This window comes from Ciceribacter sp. T2.26MG-112.2, assembly GCF_900492205.1.
Classification (GTDB): Bacteria; Pseudomonadota; Alphaproteobacteria; order Rhizobiales; family Rhizobiaceae; genus Allorhizobium; species Allorhizobium naphthalenivorans_A.
In genome coordinates this window covers 429,433-447,858 of record NZ_UEYQ01000002.1, presented here as the reverse complement: position 1 = coordinate 447,858, position 18,426 = coordinate 429,433, and the positions used below count along the sequence as shown (strand labels likewise).

At 62.6% G+C, this 18,426-nt stretch carries 18 protein-coding genes; 13 read left to right on the top strand and 5 right to left on the bottom strand.

Annotation, left to right across the window (positions count from 1 at the left end):
• Window positions 1–110 precede the first annotated feature (110 nt).
• On the top strand, window positions 111–377 hold the full coding sequence (locus DYZ14_RS05575; protein WP_028736531.1) for a DUF2312 domain-containing protein: 267 nt from the start codon (window positions 111–113) through the stop codon (window positions 375–377).
• Window positions 378–490: 113 nt separating this feature from the next.
• Here the strand turns inward: DYZ14_RS05575 and DYZ14_RS05570 are convergent, their stop codons facing one another.
• Together DYZ14_RS05570 and DYZ14_RS05565 are read right to left on the bottom strand one after the other, a co-directional pair.
• Window positions 491–2,335 (bottom strand): DUF882 domain-containing protein, encoded by a 1,845-nt coding sequence (locus DYZ14_RS05570; protein WP_232365437.1) that lies wholly within the window; start codon window positions 2,333–2,335, stop codon window positions 491–493.
• Between the two features lie 188 nt (window positions 2,336–2,523).
• Window positions 2,524–4,074, bottom strand: coding sequence for a sigma-54-dependent transcriptional regulator (locus tag DYZ14_RS05565; RefSeq protein ID WP_154719768.1), 1,551 nt, complete (start codon window positions 4,072–4,074; stop codon window positions 2,524–2,526).
• A 235-nt stretch (window positions 4,075–4,309) separates the two neighbouring features.
• On the opposite strand from DYZ14_RS05565, the gene DYZ14_RS05560 reads away from it, so the two are divergent.
• From DYZ14_RS05560 to DYZ14_RS05545, 4 genes are read left to right on the top strand one after another with little or no spacing between them, the layout of a single operon-like run.
• Entirely contained in the window at window positions 4,310–6,163 is a 1,854-nt protein-coding gene (locus DYZ14_RS05560; protein ID WP_154719767.1) for a M3 family oligoendopeptidase, read from the top strand.
• A 21-nt stretch (window positions 6,164–6,184) separates the two neighbouring features.
• Complete coding sequence (locus DYZ14_RS05555; RefSeq protein ID WP_154719766.1) at window positions 6,185–7,342, top strand: aminodeoxychorismate synthase component I; 1,158 nt, start codon at window positions 6,185–6,187, stop codon at window positions 7,340–7,342.
• The gene (locus tag DYZ14_RS05550) at window positions 7,327–7,956 is read left to right on the top strand and encodes an aminotransferase class IV family protein (RefSeq protein ID WP_154719765.1); all 630 of its coding nucleotides are present in this window, start codon (window positions 7,327–7,329) and stop codon (window positions 7,954–7,956) included. Before DYZ14_RS05555 ends, DYZ14_RS05550 begins: the two co-directional genes overlap by 16 nt.
• Entirely contained in the window at window positions 7,956–8,240 is a 285-nt protein-coding gene (locus DYZ14_RS05545; protein WP_154719764.1) for a YciI family protein, read from the top strand. Before DYZ14_RS05550 ends, DYZ14_RS05545 begins: the two co-directional genes overlap by 1 nt.
• Window positions 8,241–8,268: 28 nt before the next feature.
• Here DYZ14_RS05545 and DYZ14_RS24640 read toward each other — a convergent pair whose 3' ends face one another.
• Together DYZ14_RS24640 and DYZ14_RS05535 are read right to left on the bottom strand one after the other, a co-directional pair.
• Window positions 8,269–8,559, bottom strand: coding sequence for a type II toxin-antitoxin system RelE/ParE family toxin (locus tag DYZ14_RS24640; RefSeq protein ID WP_154719763.1), 291 nt, complete (start codon window positions 8,557–8,559; stop codon window positions 8,269–8,271).
• Window position 8,560: 1 nt separating this feature from the next.
• Entirely contained in the window at window positions 8,561–8,806 is a 246-nt protein-coding gene (locus tag DYZ14_RS05535) for a hypothetical protein (protein ID WP_154719762.1), read from the bottom strand.
• 74 nt (window positions 8,807–8,880) lie between these two features.
• Between DYZ14_RS05535 and DYZ14_RS05530 the strand changes: the two genes are divergently transcribed.
• The 7 genes from DYZ14_RS05530 (at window position 8,881) to DYZ14_RS05500 (ending at window position 16,746) form a co-directional block, all read left to right on the top strand.
• The gene (locus tag DYZ14_RS05530) at window positions 8,881–9,780 is read left to right on the top strand and encodes a heme-dependent oxidative N-demethylase family protein (protein WP_154719761.1); all 900 of its coding nucleotides are present in this window, start codon (window positions 8,881–8,883) and stop codon (window positions 9,778–9,780) included.
• Between the two features lie 113 nt (window positions 9,781–9,893).
• Entirely contained in the window at window positions 9,894–11,339 is a 1,446-nt protein-coding gene (locus DYZ14_RS05525) for a homospermidine synthase (RefSeq protein ID WP_154719760.1), read from the top strand.
• Window positions 11,340–11,548: 209 nt separating this feature from the next.
• Complete coding sequence (gene omp10, locus DYZ14_RS05520) at window positions 11,549–11,911, top strand: outer membrane lipoprotein Omp10 (RefSeq protein ID WP_154719759.1); 363 nt, start codon at window positions 11,549–11,551, stop codon at window positions 11,909–11,911.
• Window positions 11,912–12,124: 213 nt separating this feature from the next.
• Entirely contained in the window at window positions 12,125–14,002 is a 1,878-nt protein-coding gene (locus DYZ14_RS05515; protein ID WP_154719758.1) for a 5'-nucleotidase C-terminal domain-containing protein, read from the top strand.
• A gap of 123 nt (window positions 14,003–14,125) precedes the next feature.
• On the top strand, window positions 14,126–15,160 hold the full coding sequence (gene hemH, locus DYZ14_RS05510; RefSeq protein ID WP_154719757.1) for a ferrochelatase: 1,035 nt from the start codon (window positions 14,126–14,128) through the stop codon (window positions 15,158–15,160).
• A gap of 110 nt (window positions 15,161–15,270) precedes the next feature.
• On the top strand, window positions 15,271–16,284 hold the full coding sequence (locus tag DYZ14_RS05505; protein WP_154719756.1) for an SPFH domain-containing protein: 1,014 nt from the start codon (window positions 15,271–15,273) through the stop codon (window positions 16,282–16,284).
• A gap of 3 nt (window positions 16,285–16,287) precedes the next feature.
• A complete protein-coding gene (locus DYZ14_RS05500; RefSeq protein ID WP_154719755.1) occupies window positions 16,288–16,746 on the top strand; it encodes an NfeD family protein in 459 nt (152 codons plus the stop codon).
• Here DYZ14_RS05500 and DYZ14_RS05495 read toward each other — a convergent pair whose 3' ends face one another.
• Window positions 16,747–17,742: a KpsF/GutQ family sugar-phosphate isomerase gene (locus DYZ14_RS05495; protein ID WP_115669725.1), complete on the bottom strand. Its 996-nt coding sequence runs from the start codon at window positions 17,740–17,742 to the stop codon at window positions 16,747–16,749.
• 364 nt (window positions 17,743–18,106) lie between these two features.
• Between DYZ14_RS05495 and DYZ14_RS05490 the strand changes: the two genes are divergently transcribed.
• Complete coding sequence (locus DYZ14_RS05490) at window positions 18,107–18,376, top strand: hypothetical protein (RefSeq protein ID WP_154719754.1); 270 nt, start codon at window positions 18,107–18,109, stop codon at window positions 18,374–18,376.
• The last annotated feature ends 50 nt before the right edge of the window (window positions 18,377–18,426 follow it).

Genomic DNA, 18,426 nt, shown 5'->3' with positions numbered 1-18,426 from the left:
GCAGGACCGAAGAGTGATCGCTTGCGTGCAACTTGGGTCTTGACGCGAGCCCCGCTTCGCGGCAGTTCAGCCCCACGAAATGAGATTACCGCTATTCAAGGAGAATGCCCATGTCTGATGCCGCACACGGCGTCGCCCGCGACCAGCTCCGCGCCTTCGTCGAGCGCATCGAGCGTCTCGAAGAGGAAAAGAAGACCATCGCCGACGACATCAAGGATGTCTACGGCGAAGCCAAGTCCATGGGCTTCGACACCAAGATCCTCAAGAAGGTGATTGCGCTGCGCAAGAAGGACGAGCAGGAGCGCATGGAGGAGGATCTGATCCTCGACACCTACCTGCACGCCCTCGGCATGATCGAGACCCCGCCGGAGGAATAACCCGGCACCTTAGGTTTCTTCACTTTGAAAAGCCCGCCTGACGACCTGTCAGGCGGGCTTTCGCTGTTCTGTCGACGAGAAAATTGGTCGATCTGTCTCGGCGCGCGTCGAGCTTATGGTGCGCCGAAACGGCTCGGATCGACCGACACGGCGCCCTGCTGGAAGCCGACCGGCACGGCCGCCGTGGGTGCGCTCAGCGAGCGGCTGACAACCCGCGGCGCCTTGGCCGCCTTGTCGACCTTTTCGAAGCGGTCCTGGTTCAATGCCCAATAGGAGATCATGTCCTCGGTGAGGCGACCGCCTGTCATGGCCATTCGCGCAGCCTCGGCCTCGGCCTGGCTCGGACGCTTGCCCTTGGCCGGCAGGCCAGCCGCGATCCCGTTTGCGTCAACCGTCTTCGGCATGTCGAAGCCGTCGCCGAACTCGCCTTCACCCGCTGCGGGCTTGGCTCTCGGCGCGATGGCCGCGACCTGAACCGCCGGTGTTTCGTCCGTCGTTTCGTCCGTCTGGACCGGCAAGGCGGCACTCGATACCGGCGCTTCCGGACGCGATCCCGGCAGGGGCATGTTGTTCTCTTCCAGTGCCGCGGCAGCTTCCGGCGAAAGGATAGCCTGCTCGATTTCGTCGACCTCGGCCTCCGGTTCGCTCTCGGCGCCGGCCAGCAAAGCCTCGGCCACGGCGGGCCGTGCAACCGGCACCGGAACCAGCGCCAGCTCCCCTTCGACCGCGCCGGCAAGAGCGGGATCGACCGAGGCGGTCAAGAGTTCGGGAGCTTGTGCATCACCCTGCATGCCACGCGGGCCCAGAAGGGTCGGAACCGGAATCTTCATCGCCTGCAGATCCGCAAAGCCTTCCTCTGCCGTCGGCGTACCCGATGTGACACGCGAAAGCGCATCTTCAGCCGGGTTCCGAGCCGGCGAATACAGTGCGACGGCAAGGCTCGTGTCAGCCGCCGTCAGCGATGGTCGGGCGGCCGGCACCGGCGCGTTGAGCGCAACGGTCGGCTCCGGCATCGTCAGTTCCGCCTGACGCGGCGGCGGTGCAGCGTTGGCCACCATCACCGGCTCAGCCGCCGTCACGACGGGCTGCGGCGCGACCGAAGGCCGTTCGCTCGGCAGGACCACATCTTCTTCCTCGTCCTCGTCGCCGCCACCGAACAGCATGGCGAGCAGGTTCTTGCGCTTGCCACCGCCCGACTTTTCTTCGGCGATCATGATCTGCTTGGAGGTTACCCGCTTCTTGTAGTCGGCCAGCGCCTGCTGGTAACCGGGCAGCGGCTTGCCGTCGGAAGGGATGTGGACGGTCTTGCCGTCGGGGAACAGGCGAACCAGTTCCTGACGCGACATGCGCGGCCAGGCGCGCACGCCGGCAACATCCATGTGGACGAAGGGAGAGCCGGAATTGGGATAGTAACCCACGCCACCGACCTGCATCTTCATGCCGATCTCGCGCAGCTTCTTCAGCGGCACGCCCGGAATGTAGAAATCCATCGCGGTGCCCTGCATGTGCTGGCTTTCCTTCGCCACGCCCTTGGAGCGCGAACGCAGCATGGCATTGGTGGCCGGCGACCGGTAGCCCGAAACGACCGTGATATAGCCCGACGCGCCGGAGCGACGGTAGACTTCCCAAACGAGGTCGAACAGCCGCGGGTCCATCTTTGTGGGTTCGTTGCGGCGCCAGTCGCGCACGAGGTAGCTCAGCTGCTTCAGGCCCTTGGCGTCGTAGCGACCATTGCGCTTGAAGACGACGGCCGCCTTTTCGCCTGTGTGGACGAAATGAATCTTGAGCGTGCGGGTTTCAGCGGAGGCGCTGGGCGCCATGTAAAGGAAGAGGATGGCACTGACGAGGAGACATGCGAAGACCGACAGGGCCGTCCGGGCGAAGGACCGTGCATGCGCAGCCGGATGACTGCGCCCGTTTCCGCCGAAAGGCGCGCTGCGATCATGCGTTATCAGCAATTCAATCCCCGTCCGAAAGACTACGTCCCGCGTCAACCTAAATGACTGCCAAATGCGGTAACACCATGGCAAATTTGCCACATGCACACAAGCAATCCATATATAGTGAACGTATGCCTAACAAGTGATTAGCTGCTGATAAGAGAACACCTTTACCCGACAGTTAACAATGGGGCTTCTTCGCGGCATCATGCCGCGTGTTTTTGCGGATCGTCGGGGTCGATTCCATAGTCCTTGAGCTTGCGATAGAGCGTCGAACGACCGATTCCGAGCTTGCGCGCGACCTGGCTCATCTGCCCGCGATAGAACTTGAGAGCGAATCGGATCAGCTCCTCCTCGATCTCGGCCAGTTTGCGCACATTGCCGGCATCGTCTGTGCTGATGATGACGTTCGCAGCGATATCGCCGGACGGAGCGGACCTTCCGGTCGGCGCCGGTTCGACCGGCGATTCGGAGGCGTGACCGTGACTGGCCACATCGAGGACAGGCGCCGTGGCGGCAGGCGCGACTTCGTATCCGCCGCGTTCTGCGACAGGCGCCGGCGATGGACGGTCGGATACCCTTTGCGCCGCGATCTGCGGGAAGTCGGACTCGCCAAGCACCGGCCCTTCGGCCAGGACGACCGCCCGGAACACCGCATTTTCCAGTTGCCGCGTATTGCCCGGCCAGTCATAGCCGGTCAGAAGGCCCAGCGCCGCCGCATCGATGGCCAACGGCTTTGCCAGGCGTTGCTCCGCCGAGAACCGCTCGACGAAGGCGCGCGCCAGATGCGGAATGTCCTCCTTGCGGCGGCGCAGTGCAGCGATGGTGATCGGAAAGACGTTGAGGCGATAGTAGAGATCCTCCCGGAACCGCCCCGCCTTGACCTCCTCGATCAGATCCTTGTTGGTGGCGAAGATCAGCCGGACATTCACCTTGCGGGGCCGCTTGCCGTTGAGCCCGTCGATCTCCCCGTTGTGGACGACCGAAAGCAGCCGGGTCTGCACGTGGGCGGGCAATTCACTGATTTCCTCGATAAACAGCGTTCCGCCTTCGGCCTCGGAGAACTTGCCGGGCACCTGGCCGCCACCGGCCGGGTCGACTGCGTCCGGACCGAACAGCACGCCTTCGATCAGGGCGTGAGGAACGGCGGCGCAGTTGACAGCGACAAAGGCCCGCGCCGAGCGTTCGCTCGTCGCATGGATGGCACGCGCCATCATTTCCTTGCCGACGCCGGCCTCCCCCTCAAGCATGACCGGAATGACGGACTGGGCGGCCCGCCGGCCGAGTTCCACCGCGCGCGCCATGGCCGAACTCGCCGCGACGATGTCGCCGAAGCCGACCGTACCGGAGCGCGTGCGGCGAACGGATTTGCCCTGCGAACCGTTGCGGTTGAACCGGATGGCGCTGTTGATTGCAGCGCAAATGCGCTCGCTCGAGCATGGCTTGACGAGAAAATCGAAGGCGCCGGCCCGCATGGCCTCCACCGCGCGATGGGTGGCGCCCTCGGACGTCTGGACGATCACCGGAACGCTCGCATGCAGGTCGCCGAGCGACTGGAGGAAGCCGTTGCCGACACGCTCAGGCGTGGAAAGGTCGGCCAACACTACGGTGATCTCGTTTCGATGCCGGCGAAACACCTCAAGCCCGGCCTGGTCGCTATCGGCAAGATGAACGACATGCCCAAGCCCCTCGATCGCCGCCTTGAGTGCGCGGCGCTGCGCCGCATCGTCATCGATTACAAGGATATGAGCGGTCAACGTCGAGCTCCCGGATTCATTCTGGCGCTTCAGGCGGAATGCGGATTGCAAACCATGGCTCGGGCAAACCTGCCAGAAAGGACTGAACATCCAGTTTTGAGAAAAGCTCGCATTTTATCAATCTGATAGCACCCATCGGGCATGACAAGTCCGGCACCGGCGGGAACGCACGCTTGCCCCATCGGGCGGGACTGACTACATCTCCACGATCCGTCGGGAAAAGAGAAGGACCACCATGCCGAGAGATTTTGAGCCCGTCCGCACCCTGTCCGCAACCACTCCGAGCGGCGCGGTGCAGCCCGAGCTGGGCGGCCTTCCGCTGTGGGACCTCTCGCATCTCTATCCGTCGCAGACCTCCGATGCCTTCCGCGGCGATCTGGAGAAGGCCGCCAGCGATGCCGTCACCTTCGAGATGAGATGGAAAGGCAAGCTCACGCAAGCCGCCTCACTGACCGGCGACCAGGGACTGGCTGCGGCGCTGCGTGAGCTCGAAGCGCTGGAAGACCTGCTCGGCCGGATCGCCTCCTATGCTGGCCTCACCTACTATTCCGACATGACAAATGCGGAAAACGGCAAGTTCTTCGGCGACGTTCAAGCCAGGCTCACCGACATTTCCGCCCATCTCCTGTTCTTCTCGCTGGAGCTGAACCGGATCGACGACGCCATCGTCGATGCCGGCATGCAGAGCGATCCGGCGCTCGCCCACTACCGCCCGTGGATCGTCGACCTGCGCAAGGACAAGCCGTTCCAACTTGAAGACAGGATCGAGCAGCTCTTTCTCGAGAAATCGATGACGGGCGCGGCCGCCTTCAACCGGCTGTTCGACGAGACGCTCGCCTCGCTGCGCTTCAGGGTCGGCGAGCAGGAACTGCCGCTCGAAGCCACCCTCAACATGCTGCAGGATGCCTATCCGGCGCTGCGCGAGCAGGCGGCCACGGCGCTGTCGCAGACCTTCAAGGACAATATCCGTATCTTCGTGCTGGTCACCAACACGCTCGCCAAGGACAAGGAAATCTCGGATCGCTGGCGCGGCTTCGAGGACATCGCCGACAGCCGCCACCTGGCGAACCGCGTCGAGCGCGATGTGGTCGACGCGCTGGCTGCGGCCGTGCGTGAGGCCTATCCGCGCCTGTCGCATCGCTACTACGCCATGAAGGCGAAATGGCTCGGCATGGAGCAGATGAACTATTGGGATCGCAACGCGCCGCTCAAGGAAACCCCTGACCGGCTCATCCCGTGGAACGAGGCCAAGGATACGGTTCTGTCAGCCTACGGCGCCTTTGCGCCCGAAATGGCCGAGATCGCCGGCCGCTTCTTCGACGAGCAATGGATCGACGCCCCCGCGCGCGCCGGCAAGGCACCGGGTGCCTTTGCCCATCCGACGGTCCCCTCGGCGCACCCCTATGTCCTCCTGAACTACCTCGGCAAGCCGCGCGATGTCATGACGCTCGCCCATGAACTCGGCCACGGCGTCCACCAGGTGCTCGCCGGCGCGCAGGGGCCGCTGATGTGCCAGACGCCGCTGACGCTGGCCGAAACCGCTTCCGTGTTCGGCGAGATGCTGACCTTCCGCACCCTGCTCGACCGCACGGCCGACAGCAAAGAACGCAAGGCCATGCTGGCTCAGAAGGTCGAGGACATGATCAACACGGTCGTGCGCCAGATCGCCTTCTACGAATTCGAGCGCAAGGTGCACACGGCGCGCAAGGAAGGCGAGCTGACGGCGGAGAAGATCGGTGAGCTGTGGCTGTCGGTGCAGTCGGAGAGCTTGGGGCCGGCAATTCGCATTTCGGAAGGCTATGAGAGCTGGTGGGCCTATATCCCCCACTTCATCCATTCGCCCTTCTACGTCTATGCCTATGCCTTCGGCGATTGCCTGGTGAACTCGCTCTACGCCGTCTACCAGAATGCCGAAGAGGGCTTCCAGCAGAAGTATTTCGAACTGCTGAAAGCCGGCGGCACGAAGCACCATTCGGAACTGCTCGCCCCCTTCGGCCTCGACGCCACCGATCCGTCGTTCTGGGCCAAGGGCCTGTCGATGATAGAAGGCCTGATCGACGAACTGGAGGCGCTTGATAAGACCTCCTGAACCGGAGAACGCTCAAGCCCTATGGCTGACCATGCCCTCTATGCCCTGTTCCGCGACGACAAGCGCGGAGAAAGCCTGCTGTTTGCCGATCCGCGCGACATCGTCGTTGCGCGGAGGGCAAGCGAGGTTCTGCCCGCCTTCGAGCGGCTGGAGACGGCGCGGCGATCGGGAAAATGGCTGGCGGGTTTCGTCTCTTATGAAGCGGGTTATGTCTTCGAGGGCAAGCTGAGGCCGCTCGTCGAAGATGGTCGCGAGACGCCGCTGATCGCCATGAGCATTTTCGACGCTCCCGCGCCGGCCGGACATCCCCTTGCAGCGCCGGTCGAGACGGACGACGCCCCCTTCGTCACCGAGCCGCATGCCCGATGGGATTTCGCCGCCTACCGCCAGCGCTTCGAGCGCCTGCACGATCACCTGCGCAGGGGCGATTGCTACCAGGCGAACCTCACCATGCCGATCGAGGCTCGCTGGCGCGGCGATCCACGCTCTGCCTTCTGGTCTTTGGTTGCCCGACAGCCGGTACACTACGGCGCGCTGATCGATCTTGGCGGCCCGGTGATCCTGTCGCGCTCGCCCGAACTGTTCTTCAAGGTCGATAGCGAGGGCTGGATCGAGACCCACCCGATGAAGGGCACGGCACCCCGCGGGGCAACGCCGGGCGAAGACGAGGCGATCATCGCCGCCATGCTCGCCGACGAGAAGACCCAGGCGGAAAACCGCATGATCGTCGACCTGCTGCGCAACGACATCTCGGCGATCAGCGAGGTCGGCACGCTGTCCGTACCAAGGCTGTTCGAGATCGAGACCTATCCGACCGTGCACCAGATGGTGAGCCATGTGCGGGCAAGGCTTGTGGACGGGACAGGCCTTCCCGAAATCTTCCGCGCCCTCTTCCCCTGCGGTTCGGTCACCGGCGCGCCGAAAATGTGGGCAATGCGCATTCTCGCCGAACTCGAAGCCGGCCCGCGCGATGTCTATTGCGGCGCCATCGGCTATTGCGACCCTTCCGGGCCCATGCGCTTTTCGGTGGCCATACGAACTCTGACACTGTTCAAAGACCACCGCGCAGTCTTCAATGTCGGCGGCGGCATCGTCTTCGATTCGAAGGCGGAAGCGGAATACGAGGAGTGCCTGTTGAAGGCGCGCTTTGCGGTAGGGGATCAATGGATTTCTCGCTGATCGAAACCATGCGCTGGCAGCCGGATGAAGGCTTTCTCCGGATCGACCAGCATTTGCGTCGGCTCTCGCGCTCCGCCGACGCGCTCGGATTTCGCCAGCCGCAGGATGCGCTGGCGAGGTTGAACGCAGCCGTCGAGGGTGACCAGCCACTTCGTGTGCGCCTGACCATGAGCTTTCGCGGCAAGATCGACGTCACCGTGGCGCCGTTCGCTCTCCAGTCCGAAGACACGGTCTGGCGGCTCCGCATCGCCGAAACCCGGCTGAAATCCGACGACAGCCTGTACCGCCACAAGACCTCGCGCCGCGAACCCTATGAGGCGGCGCGTGCCGAGTTCAAGCTTGAGGAGGCCGACGAGGTGCTGCTGCTGAACGAACGCGGCGAAGTCTGCGAGGGTACTATCACCAATCTCTTCGCCGAGGTCGAGGAAGGCCGGTTCGTGACACCAGCCCTGTCGAGCGGCCTGCTGCCGGGCGTCTTGCGTGCAGAACTCATCCGCGAACGCAAAGCCAGAAGCGAGGTCCTGCGGCCCGAGGACCTGCATTTCAGAAAACTCTATGTCGGCAATTCGCTGCGCGGCCTGATCCGCGCCGAACTGGTGGAAGGCGACGCCTGATGTTCATCCTCTCGCTCACCTATGTGAAGCCGCAGGAAGAGGCAGACCGCCTGATGGAACCGCACGTGGCCTGGGTGAAACAGGGCTACGACATCGGCATGTTCCTCGCCTCCGGCCGCAAGGTGCCCCGCACCGGCGGCCTGATCCTTGCCAGGGGCGAGCGCGCGGACATCGAGGCCTTCGTTGCCGCCGATCCGTTTTCGGTTCACGGCGTGGCTGACTATGAGATCACCGAGGTGGCCCTGACGCGAACGGCCGACGGATTGGACATTTTGCGGCACTGACCGCGAAGCGCATCCTTCGTTCCGCTGCTTATCGGATCCTAGTTCTCGGACGGCGGCGGCGTGCATCAAACACCTCCAGAATTTCGAGGTCGTCGGACCTGATGCGATATATGAGGATATAGACCGTCCCGCCGATCACGAGTCTGCGATAACCCGGCTTGGGCAAAGCGGTACCAAGAGCAGGATTGAGAGCCAGGAATTCCGCTGTCTCAACAATTTCAGCCGCAATACGTGCAGCCGCGTGTGGATGGTGCTGAGCTATGTAGGCGCGAATGGCAATCAGGTCCAACAGCGCTGACCTCGCCCAAATTATTCGCATATCAGGCGGGTTTTCTGATGTCTGCCTCTGGAGCGCCGCGTTCGTCCGCTGTGCCCCAGCTGTTGAGCCAGGCCGTCATCACTTCATTGGAGACGAAGAGTTCCGGCGGCTCCTGGTCCACCGCGTCCAGGTAGTCGTTCAGGGCCTCGGCGGCCAGGTCAGAGACCTCGCGCCGCACCTTGAGCGAAAGAGCATCCAGCCGCTCCCTGACTTCGACGGGAACTTGGACCGAAGCGCCATGTTTCATGATCGGGCTCCTATTCGACTTGACCGTAGATTATCAATCTAGATGATAGTGCGCAAATCGAGAATTGTGCTCCCATGACCTCACCCACCTACACCCCCTATGCCAGCGACGCCACCAGACCCTTCGCCATCGGTCTTTTCGCGCTCGATCCTCGCCGCTGGATCGAACCGGATGACGATCTCGGGCGCTATCTCAACGAAAAGCAGCGCCTCGAAGATGAGCATTTCGACGACATCTTCCGCGCCGCGCCGGAAAGCCTCGACGCCCAGCAGGAATGTCTCGATCTGCTGGTGGGTCACCTCGAGCAATCCCACGGCGACCGCTACAACCGCTCAGGCCCGACCATGACCATGGCCGGGCATGCCGTGGACCTCGCCGACGAAAGCCGCCCGCCGCTCCTGCGCGCCGGATCCCTCGTCCAGGACGACCTGGTCATCCTGCGCAAGAAGCCCGACGGATGGACGATCATCGCCGCCCATCTCGCCTTCCCCTCCTCCTGGTCGCTGGCGGAAAAATTCATGCGGCCGATGGCAGAGGTCCACGCGCATGTGCCGGGTTTTGAGGGCGGCACGCGCAACGACACCATCATCAACCGGGTGTTCGACAATCTCCAGCCGGACCTGCCGGCCGAGCGCTTCAACTGGTCGATCAACTGGCGCTATGCGCTCTATCACCCGGTCAGCATCCGTCCGTCCAGCGATCCAGCCTCCCACGGCATCGATCCCCGCTCGGCCTTCGTCCGAGTCGAACGCCAAACCCTGCGCAAGCTGCCGGCAACCGGCGACATCGTCTTCACCATCCGCATCTATCTCGACCCCGTGGCCGTCTTCGAGCGCCACCCCGACGGGGCCCGGATGGCCGAAGGTCTGGCTCGCCAGCTGGAGGCGATGACCGCCGACCAGATCGACTACAAGGGGCTGGCAGAAAGGCGGGAGGACCTGCTACGCTGTCTTCGCTCCGGCGTTTACGCATGAAAATCAGTCCGGAACGTGCGCCCCAGCTGAAAAGCGCCCTTTATTGTGTCAGGCTTTTATGATCTAGAACCGCCGATATCAGCGGGCCCAGTCCGCATTGCAAGGAGAAGGAAATGACCAAGCAAACCTATCCGGTGTACGGCGAGATCACCGGCCCGATCGTGATGATCGGCTTTGGTTCGATCGGCCGCGGCACGCTGCCCCTGATCGAACGCCATTTCAAGTTCGACAAGAGCCGGATGGTGGTCATCGATCCCCGCAATGACGAAGCCGAATTGCTCGCCAAGCATGGCGTGAAGCACATCCAGGCGCACGTCACGAAGGACAATTACAAGAAGCTCTTGAAGCCGCTTCTGACCGAAGGCGCCGGCCAGGGGTTCCTCGTCAACCTCTCTGTCGATACCGGCTCGGTCGACCTGATGAAGTTCTGCCGCAAGCTCGACGTTCTCTACATCGACACCGTCGTCGAGCCCTGGCTCGGCTTCTATTTCGACAAGAGCATGAAGAATGCCGACCGCACCAACTATGCGCTGCGCGAAACCCTTCGCGCCGAAAAGAACAAGAACCCGGGCGGCACCACCGCGGTTTCGACCTGCGGTGCAAACCCGGGCATGGTCTCCTGGTTCGTCAAGCAGGCGCTCGTCAACCTCGCCAATGAAACCGGCCTGAAGTTCGAGGAGCCGGCCGCCGACGATCGCGAAGGCTGGGCCAAGCTGATGAAGAAGCTCGGCGTCAAGGGCGTCCACATCGCCGAGCGCGACACACAGCGCACCAAGAACCCGAAGCCGCTCAACGTCTTCTGGAACACCTGGTCGGTCGAAGGCTTCATTTCGGAAGGTCTGCAGCCCGCCGAACTCGGCTGGGGCACCCATGAGAACTGGATGCCGAAGAACGCCAAGAAGCACAAGAAGGGCTGCAAGGCCGCGATCTATCTGGAGCAGCCCGGCGCCAACACCCGCGTCCGCACCTGGTGCCCGACCCCCGGTCCGCAATACGGCTTCCTGGTCACCCACAACGAGTCGATCTCGATCGCCGACTATTACACGGTTCGTGACAAGGACGGCGAAGTGACCTACCGCCCGACCTGCCACTACGCCTATCATCCGGCCAATGACGCCGTCCTTTCGCTGCACGAAATGTTCGGCAATGGCGGCAATGCCCAGCCGGTGCTGCATGTTCTCGACGAGAACGAGCTGGTCGACGGCGTCGACGAGCTCGGCGTGCTGCTCTACGGCCACGAAAAGAACGCCTACTGGTACGGCTCGCGCCTGTCGCTGGAAGAAACCCGCCGCATCGCGCCTTACCAGAACGCCACCGGCCTGCAGGTCAGCTCTGCCGTTCTCGCCGGCATGGTCTGGGCCATCGAGAACCCGAAGGCCGGCATCGTCGAGGCCGACGAGGTCGACTACAAGCGCTGCCTCGAAGTCCAGTCGCAATATCTCGGCCCGGTCGAAGGCCACTACACCGACTGGACCCCGCTCGATGGTCGCCCGGGCCTCTTCCCCGAAGACATCGACACCAAGGATCCCTGGCAGTTCAGGAACATTCTCGTTCGCTGATCTGATAACGCTTTAGCGACGATCTCGCCCGCCGCCCAAAGCGGCGGGCTTTCTGTTGCCAAATATCAATAAGTTGCTGCTAAACCTGTATATCCCGGCGACAGACCGCCTTGTGGTCTTGCTTTCACCATCCCTTCGCGGCATGGTTCGGCAAAATCGGCCAGGCGTTCCGAGGTCGCCGGCCGAAGGCGATTAGGCAGGAGACGGCGATGAAGATCAGGTCCATTGTAATTTTGTTGGCATGCACGGCAACGCTTGCCGCCTGTTCATCGAGCGGTCCGCGCCCGCTGCCGCCGATCCGCCAGGCCCCGACCGTCGATGGCACATGGGTCGACCCGAACGGCATTGTGTCGACCTTCCAGGCCGGCACCTTCTCCACCCGAACGACCGACAGCAACCAGTTGCTGGCTTCCGGCACCTATACCATGGTTTCCGATCGGCTCGTCGAGATCAACTTGACGTCGCTGGTGCGCAATACGCAGTCCAAGGTCAATTGCGCCATGGTGACGCCGAGCCAGTTGAACTGCACCTCCGACGCAGGTTCCCAGTTCTCGCTCGCCCGCCGCGGCTGAGCCTTTCGTCCCATTTGCCTGACGATGAACCGGTCGATGCAAGCATCGGCCGGTTTGTCGTTTCGGGCACTCCCGGTTGAAGAATGCAGTGCGGAATTTCGCTTGCAGTCCCGGCCGCATGATGAAAACATCGCCGCCATCAGGGAACTTTCTTGCGCTGCACACATGCCCAACGGCGTTTTGCGGCTCTATTGCCAAAACAGGAGATAAGCCATGTTGAAACACCTGCGATCCGGCCTTTTGAGCGCCTCGGTGCTCGCCCTTTCCGCCAGCGGCGCGCTTGCCGATTTCGAGCTGAACATCCTGCACATCAACGATTTCCACTCGCGCATCGAAGCGATCAACAAATATGATTCCACCTGCTCGGCCGAAGAGGCCGGCAAGAACGAATGCTTCGGCGGCATCGCCCGCGTCAAGTCGGCGATCGACAGCCGCCGGGCGGAATTAAAGGACGCCAATCTTCTCGTGCTCGATGCCGGCGACCAGTTCCAGGGATCGCTGTTCTATACCACCTACAAGAGCGCCCCGATCGCCGAATTCATGAACGGCATCGGCTTCGACGCCATGGCGATCGGCAACCACGAATTCGACGACGGCCCGGAAGAACTGGCCCGATTTATCGAGGCGCTGAAGTTCCCGCTGATCTCCGGCAATGTGCTCGCAGGCCTCAACACGCCGATCGCCGACAAGTACAAGCCGTACATCATCAAGGAATTCGGCGCCGAGAAGGTCGCCGTCGTCTCGGTCCTCGCAACCGACACCGACGAAACCTCGTCGCCCGGCGAGGACGTGCTCTTCGTTGACGAGATCGGCTACCTGAAGGACGCCGTGAAGGAGCTCGAAGCGGCGGGCGTCAACAAGATCGTGCTTTTGTCGCATGTCGGCTATGTCAAGGACCAGGAGATCGCCAAGGCGGTCGACGGCATTGATGTCATCGTCGGCGGCCATAGCCACACGCTTCTGTCCTCGACCGACGAGAAGGCCGCCGGTCCCTATCCGACGCTGGTCAAGAACCCGGCCGGCAAGGACGTGCCGATCGTCACCGCCTATGCCTATTCCAAGTATCTCGGCGACCTCAAGGTGGTGTTCGACGACACCGGCGCGGTCAAGACCGCCGAAGGCGCCCCGAAGCTCCTCGACGCCTCTGTCACTCCGGATGAAGCCTTCACAGCCAAGGTCGCCGAGCTCGGCGCACCGATCGAAGAGCTGAAGCAGAAGGAGATCGGCGAGACGGCCGATGTCATCGACGGCTCGCGCGAAGTCTGCCGCGCGGCCGAATGCTCCATGGGCAACCTCGTCGCCGACGCCATGGTCGATCGCGTCAAGGATCAGGGCGTGACGATCGCCATCCAGAACGGCGGCGGCCTGCGTGCCTCTATCGATGCCGGCACCGTGACCATGGGCGAGGCATTGACCGTCCTGCCCTTCCAGAACACGCTCGCCACCTTCAAGCTCAAGGGGTCGGACATTGTCACCGCCCTGGAAAACGGTCTCAGCCAGATCGAGGAAGGCGCCGGTCGCTTCCCGCAGGTGTCCGGCCTGAAGTACTCGTTCGACAAGTCGAAGCCGGCCGGCAGCCGCGTCGTCTCGGTCGAGGTCAAGGAGGGCGACGGTTTCGTCGCGCTCGATCCGGAAAAGCTTTACGGCGTCGCCACCAACAACTACATGCGCGCCGGCGGCGACGGCTACAAGATCTTCGCCTCGGCCGGCCAGAACGCCTATGATTTCGGCCCCGGCCTGGAAACCGTCCTGGCGGACTTCATCGCCAAGAACAGCCCTTACAAGCCTTACACCGACGGCCGCATCACCGAAGTCGCCGGCGCAGCAACCACCCCTGCTGCGGCGGAAGCCCCGGCTGCAACGACCGAGGCCCCGGCTGCGGCAACGCCTGCCACAGCCGCCCCGGCCGCGGCCGAGACCGCCGCTACCACCGCGAAGAAGTACACCGTCGCGCTCGGTGACAGCCTGTGGAAGATCGCCGTCGCAACCTATGGCGACGGCATGCTGTGGACGAAGATCGCCGAAGCCAACAAGCTGAAGAACCCGAACCGGATCGGCGTCGGCGAAGAGCTGGAACTGCCGGCCAAGTAAGGCGGTTTGCCGCAGGTTCTCGACCGGTCCGGGGTTTCCCGGGCCGGTTTTTGCTTTTATGAGATGATCTCCGAGACGCCATCCAACGTAGTGGATCTCGACAGAAACCATCAGGACATCGACATGACCGCTGATACCTCCCACCTGCCTTCCGACCATCCGCCCGTCCGCTTCGGCAAGGTCGGCGTGCTGCTCGTCAATCTCGGCACACCGGACGGCACCGACTACACGTCGATGCGGCGCTACCTGAAGGAATTCCTGATGGACAAGCGCGTGATCGAATGGTCGCCGTGGAAATGGTATCCGATCCTGTTCGGCATCGTCCTCAACACGCGTCCGCAGAAGGTTGGCAAGGCCTATGAGGAGATCTGGAACAAGGACAAGGACGAGAGCTATCTGCGGACCTATACGCGCAGCCAGGCCGAGTTGATGTCGGAAGCGCTCAAGGACTATCCGAACGTCATCGTCGATTGGGCGATGCGCTACGGCCAGCCGTCGATCGCCTCGAAGATCGACGCACTGCACGCCGCCGGCTGTGAAAAGATCCTGCTCTTCCCGCTCTATCCGCAATATGCGGCCTCTACGACCGCCACCGTCAACGACAAGGCCTTCGAGCACCTGATGAAGATGCGCTGGCAGCCGGCCATCCGCACGGTGCCGCGCTATCATGACGACCCGACCTATATCGATGCGCTGGCGGTTTCGGTCGAGAAGAAGCTCGCCACCCTCGACTGGGAGCCGGAGATCCTGATCACCTCGTTCCACGGCATCCCGCAGTCCTATTTCAAGCAGGGCGACCCCTATCATTGCCACTGCATGAAGACCGGCCGCCTGCTGCGCGAACGCCTCGGCCTGCCGAAGGAAAAGTTCATGGTGACCTTCCAATCTCGCTTCGGACCGGAGGAATGGCTCCAGCCCTATACGGACAAGACCATGGAGAAGCTCGCTAAGGACGGCGTGAAGCGCATCGCCATCATGAACCCCGGCTTCGTTTCCGACTGCCTGGAGACGCTCGAGGAGATCGCCGGCGAGGCGGGCGAGATCTTCCACCACAATGGCGGCGAGAAGTTTGTTCACATCCCCTGCCTCAACGACAGCCCGGAGGGCATGAGCGTCCTGGAGAAGGTCGTGCGCCGCGAACTGCAGGGCTGGGTCTAAACGACACTGCCAAGACGCTTCGGCCTTGCAATGCCCTCGTCGCCGTCCGATGTTAGAACCATGCGGACGGCGCCTCGAACCGGCGCCGGCCACAGCCAGGAGGGCAGGTCATGGAATTTACAGGTCCCGATATCGTCGTCATCGCGCTCGTCGCGCTCGTCATTCTCGTTCTCTTCGCCGGCATCAAGACCGTGCCGCAGGGTTTTCGTTACACGATCGAGCGCTTCGGTCGCTACACCCGCACGCTCGAGCCAGGCCTCAACCTGATCGTGCCCTTCATCGAGCGCATCGGCTCGAAGCTCAATGTCATGGAACAGGTGCTCGACGTCCCGACCCAGGAAGTCATCACCAAGGACAATGCCAGCGTCTCGGCCGACGCGGTCGCCTTCTACCAGATCCTCAACGCCGCCCAGGCCGCCTATCAGGTTGCCGATCTCCAGAATGCCATCCTGAACCTGACGATGACCAATATCCGCTCGGTCATGGGCTCGATGGATCTCGACGAACTGCTCTCCAACCGCGAGGTCATCAACGACCGTCTGTTGCGCGTCGTCGACGAGGCGGTCGGCCCCTGGGGCATCAAGGTCACCCGCGTCGAGATCAAGGATATCCAGCCGCCGAAGGACCTCGTCGATGCCATGGGCCGGCAGATGAAGGCCGAGCGTGAGAAGCGCGCCCAGGTACTGGAAGCCGAAGGTTTCCGCAATGCGCAGATCCTGCGCGCCGAGGGCGCCAAGCAATCGGCCATCCTGCAGGCGGAGGGCCAGCGCGAAGCCGCCTATCGCGAGGCGGAGGCCCGCGAGCGACTGGCCGAGGCGGAAGCCAAGGCGACACACATGGTATCCGAGGCGATTGCCGCCGGCGACCTCAACGCCATCAACTACTTCGTCGCCCAGAAATACACCGAGGCCATGAGCGCGATCGGTACTGCGCCGAATTCCAAGATCGTGCTGATGCCGATGGAGGCCTCGAGCTTGATCGGCTCGCTCGGCGGTATCGGCGCGATCGCCCGCGAGGTGTTCGCCGATCAGCCCTTAGCGCCGCGCGCCCGACCGGCAACGCCCGTCGTGCCGCCCCGCACGACCCCGGTGGTCAACCCCTTCGCGCCCAATCAGGAGAATTGAGCGATGCTGAGCCGCATGGTCGCCGAACTGGGTCCGTGGAGTTGGTGGCTGCTCGGTCTCTTGCTGCTGGGCGCGGAACTGCTGCTGCCCGGCGTCTTCCTGGTGTGGATCGGCATTGGTGCGCTGGCGACCGGGGTGATTTCGCTCTTGCTGTGGGAAAGCGCCGCCTGGGGCTGGCAGGTCCAGGTTCTGGTCTTTGCCGCGCTGGCGGTCGTCGCCACGCTGCTCGGACGCCGGTACCTGTCGAAATCGGACCTGGTGACCGATGAACCGCTGCTCAACCAGCGCGGCGCGAGCCTGGTCGGCCGCACCGCGACCCTGCAGGAGCCGATCGCCGAGGGCCACGGGCGCATCCGCCTCGACGACACCTACTGGCCTGTTCTCGGTCCGGACATTTCGGCCGGCACCAAGGTCCGGATCGTTTCCTGGAATGGCCGGGATTTGATCGTAGAGGCCGCCTGATCAGGCGACACCGATCCTCAAGAGGTCATGGAAGTGGACGATGCCGAGCGGCGTACCGTCCTCCTCGGTGACGAACAGCGCCGAGATGTTGTGCTGGTTGAGAAGGCCCATGGCGGCCGTGGCCAGCATTGTCGAGTTGACCGTCTTCGGATTGCGCGTCATCACATCGTCGACCAATGTCTCGCCGAGGTTGACGCTCAGGTGACGGGCAATATCGCCATCCGTGACGATGCCGCACAAGAGGCCGGCCTCGTCCACCACGCCGACGCAGCCGAAACGCTTCATCGACAGGACCGTGATCGCTTCCGGCATGCCGGTACCGACCGGAACGAGCGGAATGCTGTCTCCGGTATGCATGATGTCTGAGACGTGGCTGAGCATGGCACCGAGCTTGCCGCCCGGATGGAAGGTGCGGAAGTCATGGGCCGTGAAACCGCGCGCTTCGAGCAGGGCAATGGCGAGCGCATCGCCCATGGCGAGCTGCATGATGGTCGAGGTGGTCGGCGCCAGGCCGTGCGGGCAGGCTTCCTGCTCCTTCGGCAGCAGAAGCACGATGTCGGCTTCGCGCGCCAGCGTCGAGGTCGCGCCGGCCGTAAGGGCGATCAACGGAATGGAGAAGCGGCGCGAATAGGAGAGGATGCCGTGCAGTTCTGTGCTCTCGCCGCTCCACGACATGGCAAGGATGACGTCGTCACGGGCGATCATGCCCAAGTCGCCGTGATTGGCCTCGACGGGATGAACGAAGAAGGACGGCGTTCCGGTCGAGGCGAAGGTCGCCGCGATCTTCGTGCCGATGTGGCCGCTCTTGCCGACGCCGGTGACGATCACGCGGCCGGAAATGCTGCCGATCACCTTGATCGCATTGCAGAAGGGGCCGGCCAGGTTCTCGGTCAGCGACCGCTCCAGGGCGTCCAGTCCATTCCGCTCGGTTGAGACCACCCGGAGAGCCGATTCGATGGCTCCGGCTTCGACGAGATTTACAGCGCGCTTGATCATAGCGTTTCCTTAATGCTTTTGCCCGCCCATGTCCACAAAATGACGTAGACACCCGCCCATCCCGGGCATCTCATGCACAGCATAGAGGCGAAAAGCCGCTCGTTCCGGCTGAAAACTCTGATTTTGAGCCAGCCGCGCTTTCGCAACCAAACATTAACCACAAGGCTTTAGTCGGCTGTTCAGAAATGAACATATTGGAATAGACGCTATACCCGCAAGCCCCAGAATGTGAACCAACCGGAAGGGTCGGCACGGCTTGCCTAGACGCTGGGGCGGATCGAAAAAAATTCGTCGAACGGATATCGGGGATAACCCCATTGCTGGCTCCACAGTCGTGATATCTTCTCTGTAAAGGAGATTCGCAATGGACAGAATGAGCCACAAAGCATCGAAATTTATCGCCGTCGCCCACTATCTCGAACACGCCGATCAACACGGGAACCCGGCTAATTCGTACGTGAAAAGTTTTGCGTTCGAACCCTCCGCGACAATCGAAGAAGTATTCGCGGCAATTTGGCCAAAGGATGTATTACTAACCCCGACTTACCGACTACCTGTCCGGATCGAAATTATGCCGGATCAGAACTCAGTCCCAGTTGAGCCTCTTGACCTGGACTTGTCGCAGCCTTTTTGATCTGTAGCACACGGCCCTGCGGACTGAGACGAACGGTGACCATATCCGCC